The organism is Synechococcus sp. H55.9, from assembly GCF_047462355.1.
GTDB lineage: Bacteria > Cyanobacteriota > Cyanobacteriia > Thermostichales > Thermostichaceae > Thermostichus.
The window spans coordinates 8,612-14,305 of record NZ_JANSJB010000016.1 but is presented as its reverse complement, the minus strand read 5'-3'; the positions used below and the strand labels follow the sequence as shown (position 1 = coordinate 14,305).

The 5,694-nt window shown below is 62.0% G+C and carries 6 protein-coding genes; 2 read left to right on the top strand and 4 right to left on the bottom strand.

Annotated features, from left to right (window positions below; translation table 11 throughout):
- Window positions 1–14: 14 nt before the first annotated feature.
- Window positions 15–869, bottom strand: a complete 855-nt coding sequence (locus tag NW857_RS03865; RefSeq protein ID WP_414332714.1) for a hypothetical protein — start codon at window positions 867–869, stop codon at window positions 15–17.
- 121 nt (window positions 870–990) lie between these two features.
- Here NW857_RS03865 and miaA point away from each other — a divergent pair, with 121 nt between their 5' ends.
- Window positions 991–2,007, top strand: coding sequence for a tRNA (adenosine(37)-N6)-dimethylallyltransferase MiaA (gene miaA, locus NW857_RS03860; RefSeq protein WP_414332715.1), 1,017 nt, complete (start codon window positions 991–993; stop codon window positions 2,005–2,007).
- On the opposite strand, the gene menD is transcribed toward miaA, so the two are convergent.
- On the bottom strand, window positions 1,931–3,733 hold the full coding sequence (menD, locus tag NW857_RS03855) for a 2-succinyl-5-enolpyruvyl-6-hydroxy-3-cyclohexene-1-carboxylic-acid synthase (protein ID WP_414367997.1): 1,803 nt from the start codon (window positions 3,731–3,733) through the stop codon (window positions 1,931–1,933). The genes miaA and menD overlap by 77 nt on opposite strands.
- Window positions 3,730–4,632 carry a cyanophycinase gene (locus NW857_RS03850; protein WP_414367994.1) on the bottom strand — a complete coding sequence of 301 codons (903 nt, stop codon included), beginning with the start codon at window positions 4,630–4,632 and terminating at the stop codon, window positions 3,730–3,732. The genes menD and NW857_RS03850 overlap by 4 nt, the downstream gene beginning before the upstream one ends.
- A gap of 187 nt (window positions 4,633–4,819) precedes the next feature.
- Between NW857_RS03850 and NW857_RS03845 the strand changes: the two genes are divergently transcribed.
- Complete coding sequence (locus NW857_RS03845; protein WP_011433628.1) at window positions 4,820–5,062, top strand: hypothetical protein; 243 nt, start codon at window positions 4,820–4,822, stop codon at window positions 5,060–5,062.
- A 124-nt stretch (window positions 5,063–5,186) separates the two neighbouring features.
- Here NW857_RS03845 and NW857_RS03840 read toward each other — a convergent pair whose 3' ends face one another.
- Window positions 5,187–5,672 carry a fasciclin domain-containing protein gene (locus NW857_RS03840; RefSeq protein ID WP_414348855.1) on the bottom strand — a complete coding sequence of 162 codons (486 nt, stop codon included), beginning with the start codon at window positions 5,670–5,672 and terminating at the stop codon, window positions 5,187–5,189.
- Between the last annotated feature and the right edge of the window lie 22 nt (window positions 5,673–5,694).

Genomic DNA, 5,694 nt, shown 5'->3' with positions numbered 1-5,694 from the left:
ACGGGCTCGAAATTCTAGCGCAGAGCGGCGGTCTTCTTCTGGGCAGCCGCAGGGGCTGCACCATCCTCTACGGCAGTCTGGCTGAGGCAATGCGGAGGTGCAGAGGTGGGAACGATTGGCTGAGGCGAGGTAGGGCTGAAAAAAACTTGGCAAAAGGGCAGGCGGCTGTTGCGCTGAATGTCAGCAAGGTAAGGAGAAGGGATGGTGCCCCAGTAGGCGCCCAGCACCTGCCGGTCGGGATCCTCCGGCAGCACCTGGTAGTGCAACATCAAGCGGTTATCGGGGAACCAAGCGCGAACAAGCCTTTGCAGTTGCCTCAAATTGAAGCCCGGCTCTTCCGGGTTATGAATCAGGTGCATCCCCGCCAAGCGTCCGCCGACAAAATAGGCTTGCACATAAAACCCGCGGGCGTAGAGGGGGGGCTCTGAGGGATCCCGCGATGAAGGGGCATCCGGCAGGTAGATGGCCTCACCGCCTGGGCGCAGTTGCCAGCGGCTCCAGCGGGGATCCTCGCGGTCGCTAGCAATGGTCTCCCAATTGTTGGCGCGGGCGTAGCTCAAGAAGCGCTCCTCCACCATGCCCAAATAGAGCATTTCCATTTGTAGGGGCAGTCGGGCCCGCGTTTGCAATAGGGGCAGAGTGCGCACTTCTCCCTGCTTGAGCACCAAAACTTCCGCCAAGGCAGGGCGCGGTTCCCACGCCAGCAGCGCCGCCAGGATACCGGCTCCGAGGGCCCTGCCAAGGCCGGCCAGCCCTCGCCGTGCCGAGGCCCGCAGCAACAAGAGAAGGAGTTTGACAGGGGGCAGCTCAAATCGAGGCTGCGCCCCGCCCAACACGGCAACGGAAGCAGAGACGTAAGATGAGATCACGGGGAAATTCGAAGAGCCGGGAAGACAATAGAGGCTATGGATGTCCTATTTTATCCACAGCGCTAGGGTTCTTTGAAAATTTTAATCTGCTGCCCTGGGTGAACTTTCTTGCCGACAGCGGATGGATCAAAACCGGTCTCCAAATGGGCGCGACTGCCGAGAACCTCCCTCCTCGACCGCAGGGCCGGGGCTCGTCGTCATTGCTGGCCCCACCGCCACCGGCAAGTCGCGCCAGGCGCTGCTGCTGGCCCAACGGCTGGGATCCCCGCTGTTAAACGCCGACTCTCGCCAGGTGTACCGGGAGTTCGACATCGGCACCGCCAAGCCCACTCCCGCCGAGCGGGCCCTTTGGCCCCACGAGTTGATTGACTTTGTGGATCCCCGCCACACCTACACCGTGGCCGAGTTCCAACGAGCGGCCCAAGCCCGCATTGCCGAGGCCCATCGGCAGGGACAGACTCCCATTCTGGTGGGGGGGACGGGGCTTTACATCCAATCCATCACTGCAGGGCTGGAGATCCCGGCAGTTCCCCCTCAGCCCCAGTTGCGCGCTCAATTGGAAACTTGGCCGCCCGAGATCCGCTACGCCTGGCTGCAGCAGTTGGATCCCGTGGCCGCTCGGCAGATCCACTCTCATGATGAAGTGCGCACCCTGCGGGCCTTGGAAATTATTTACACCACCGGGAAACCGGCCTCTTGCCTACGGCAGGCCCATCCTCCCCACTACCCCATCTTGATCTTGGGGCTGCGCTGCTCGATGCCCCGTCTGGAACAACGTATTGCCCGGCGCACGGCGGAGATGATGGAGAGGGGGTGGATCGAAGAGGTAAAAACTCTGCGGGAGCGCTATGGGCCGGACTTGCCCCTCTTGCAAACTTTGGGCTATGCGGAGATCGGCGCTTACCTAGAAGGGCGGATCCCAGAGGCGGAGCTGCAGCCTTTGATTGTGCGGCGCACCCGCCAGTTTGCCAAGCGGCAGATGACCTGGTTTCGGGCCATGCCAGGGATCCAGTGGCTAGACTGCGAGGCTGAGGATCTGCCGGAGCAGATCTGGGAGCGGGTTAAAGCCTGGATGGCAGAACAGACCACTGCTGAAACCACTCCCGCCGCCGCTGAGCATCGGCTTTCCGATCGGTGAGGATCTCCAACACTCGCACCCCTTGGGCGGGCAAGGGATCCAAGGCTTGGGCCAGCTCTTCCCACGTCTCTAGCCGCCGGTGGGGAATGCCATGGGCCTGGCAGAGGAGGGCAAAATCCACCGCCTGGGGAGTGGCGAAGTAGGGCTCAAAGGGTGGGCCCGCCTCAGCAATGGGCAGCAGCTCGAAAATCCCACCCCCCCGGTTGTTGATGAGGAGGATAGTCAGGGATCCCTGCAGGCAAGGGCTAAGCCGCAGGCCGCCGCAGTCGTGCAAAAAGGCCAGATCCCCGGTCAGCAGCACTGTTGGCCGATGGCGGTGGGCCACCCCGAAGGCGGTCGAGAGAATGCCGTCAATGCCGTTGGTGCCGCGGTTGAAGTAGGGCCGGATGCGGCGGTCGTTGGGCGGCCAAAACCACTCCACATCCCGCACCGGCGTGCTGTTGGCAATCACCAGGGGCGTCTCCGGCGGCAGGTGGTGGGCCAGCCACCAGGCGATCTTGCCCTCAAACCACTCCGGCAGGTCAGCCATGGTCTGGTCTAGGGTGGCGCGGATTTGCGCTTCGGCTGTCAGCCAGCCCTGCAGAAAAGCTGTTCGGGGGGCTGGAGTTTTGAATGTTGCTTCCGGGATCCCGGCGGCCAGCTCTTCCACAGCAAAGGGCAAATGGGTGGTGGGGTTGTGCAGAGGATCCCCGTTCTCGGGCCGGGGATCGAGCAGCCAGGTGCGGGGGCGAGCTTTGGCCAGGGTTTGCCGCAGCGCTTTGCTGGTGGGCAGGGATCCCAGTTGGATGACTTGTTCCGGCCAGAGCTGGGGGCCATCCTGCTGCAGGAGGAGGTCATAGGTGGTGATGAGATGGGGGTTGAGGGAAGCGTAGTTGCGCAGAGGGGAGAGTCCCTCCGCCAACACCGGCCAGCCCAGGGCCAGCGCCAAGCGGGCCACCGCTTCTGCATAACGCTGGGGATCCGCCGGTTGGGCCGGCCCCGCCAAGATCACCCCCCGCTCACAGCCGCGCCACTCCTGCCAAAAGGAAGCTGTTGACGCGAACGCAGAACCGGCAGCCAGGCCAGATGGGGGGATAACCCCGCGGAAAAAGGTCTTCTCAAACTCCGGATCTTCCTGCAAATGAACCAGGGGCGCAGTGCTGCCATCGGCAACGGGAGCTAGGGGATCTCGCAAGGGCACATTCAAATGCACAGGGCCGGGAAAGGGGTAAAGCGTGCGCTCCCAGGCGTGAACCAGGGCTTGGCGGAGATAGGCCAGGGCTTCTGGCTCCGCGCTGGGCAGGGCCAATTCCGCTTGCCAGTTGGGGTAGTGACCGTAGAGCTTCACCTGGTCGATAGTCTGCCCGGCGCGGCAGTGGCGCAGCTCTGGGGGCCGATCCGCCGTCAGGATCAACAGGGAAAACCCACTTTCGGCTGCCTCAAGGAGAGCCGGGAAAAAATGGGCGCCGGCGCTGCCGGAAGTACACACCAGAGGGATGGGCTGCCGAGTTCGCTGGGCCAAGCCGAGGGCAAAAAAGGCCGCCGACCGCTCATCCAGCACCGGAATGGCCTCGATCTCCGGATGCTGCGCCAGGGCATAGGTGAGGGGGGCAGAGCGGGATCCCGGGCACACCACCGCCAGGCGACAGCCCAGCCGGCTCAGGGTCTCGGCCAACAGGGATCCCCAGAGGGCGTTGAGGTTGCGCCAATCCAGCCGCCTTGGCGAGACAAAGTTTTCACCGGTCACAGCGGAGTCAACGTGTTGAGATCAAATCGGGATCCCGGCGGCAAAAAGTGAAGGCGGGCATTGTGCAGCCGAAAATACTCGTCCGCTGCCGCCTCCTGAACGGTCGAGTACAGTTGCGTCCCGTCCACAATCGTCACCGTGCCCAAGCCGATTACCTCCATCACATTGTTGGCCTGGATCACCACCGCCGTATTCTCATCGATGCCGATGCCCAGGCACTGGGGGTAGTGGGCCACCGCTGTAACCAACCGCACCAGGCGATTGCGCTGATGGAAGTGCTGATCGATGATGACGCGAGGCAAAAGGCCCAGGCCCGTCTTCACCGTTACAATTGCCGGCGTGGGAGGTTCCCCGCTGTAGCCGCGGGAGATCATCTGCTGTCCCAAGGCAGAAGCTCCGGCGCTGGTTCCGGCAATCACCGTCTGTCCTCGCTGCCACTGCTGCCGAATGGCCTCCATCAACTCGCTGTGGGCCAGCACCTCCGCCAGCCGCTCCTGATCCCCACCCGTGAAGTAGATGCCGGTGGAGGAGCGGATTTTCTCGACGTTATCGGGATCCCTCGCCTCCATCGGGTTGCGGATATCCAGCACCTGCAGGCTGGCCGCCCCCATCTGCTGAAAAATATTGGCGTAGACCTCCCCCAGCACCGCCGGGATCCCAGAAGCCGCAGGCACGATGGTGATGTGGGCCGACCTTCCCCCCGCTCGGCGGAAGAACTCCCAAAGGATGTGGCATTCCTTTTCCTTGTCCTCTGCTCCCCCAACGGCAATGAGGTCGGAACGGGCGATGCTGGGATCCCTCACGGTAGGGTAGGGTTGGGCAGCGTGGGTCGGGGTGGAAGGAACTCCGTTCCACCCCAGCTCACGGTGGGCAGCAGAGACATCAGGCAAATGGGGCATGGAGCGCGAGAAAGATTAAAATGGACACATTTCACTTTCACTATGCTACGGCTTGAGATTCGGTTTGGCGCAGCCCCATTCCAGATTTCACGGCGGAGTCAGGAGTGGGTTAGGGGTCGCGAAAGGGGGAATAATGTTCATAAGAACACCCCTCGTTTCGTCCTTCGGTTACCCAGCGGGAGCATCCATGGCCAGAAAACCTGACGGATACCTTGTCCACATCATGCTGGAAGGTGGACAAACCATGCAAGTGCGGGTCAAAGAGGCCAGAGAATACACAGAGTTGATCAACAACCTGATGGTGGGCGGCGAAGAGTTCATCACCTTGCCCAAGCAGATGGACAATGAGTACATGATTGTGCGTCCGCAGCGGGTCTCGGGCGTGTCGGTGGAGGCGATCTACGCTTCCAGCGTCGGCATCGACCTATAGAGCTCAAGGTCAGGGATCCCTTGAGGGTCGTCGGCCTAAGTTGCAACACAAAGCCCCCACCACCGGGGGCAGGGGCTGCCAGAGAACTAGACCCCGCAGGATCTAGAACTTCCCTACCGACAGGTTAGATCTGCGGGGGCAGGATCACCTTGTCGATGACGTGGATGACGCCGTTGACGGCCTCGATATCCGCGGTCACCACGTTGGCATCGTTGACCTTGACTCCATCAGCCAAAGAGATCTCCACAGGGGATCCCTCGACCGTGACCACTTCCCCAGCTTTCAGATCGTTGGAGAGAACTTTGCCGGGCACCACATGGTAGGTGAGAATCTGGGTCAATTGCTCACGGTTTTCCGGCAAGAGCAACTTCTCCAAAGTGCCTTCCGGCAGCGCTGCAAAGGCCTCGTCGGTGGGAGCAAAAACGGTGAAGGGGCCTTCCCCAGCCAGTACCTCCACCAAGTCGGCAGCCTCCAAGGCTTGGATCAACGTGGTGAAAGAGCCGGCCTCAGCCGCAACATCCACAATGGTTTTGCCGGTAGCAGCAGCGGTTTTCACGCTTTCAGAAGTTGCGCCGTAGCTGCCGGCAATGACCGCAGGGGCTGCAACCAACGTGGTGGCCGAGACAACAGCT

Bases quoted from the DNA above. Each gene is read 5' to 3' on its own strand.
- NW857_RS03845 (WP_011433628.1), top strand. From the start codon at position 4,820: ATGGCCAGAAAACCTGACGGATACCTTGTCCACATCATGCTGGAAGGT.
- miaA (WP_414332715.1), top strand. From the start codon at position 991: ATGGATCAAAACCGGTCTCCAAATGGGCGCGACTGCCGAGAACCTCCC.
- NW857_RS03850 (WP_414367994.1), bottom strand. From the start codon at position 4,632: ATGCCCCATTTGCCTGATGTCTCTGCTGCCCACCGTGAGCTGGGGTGG.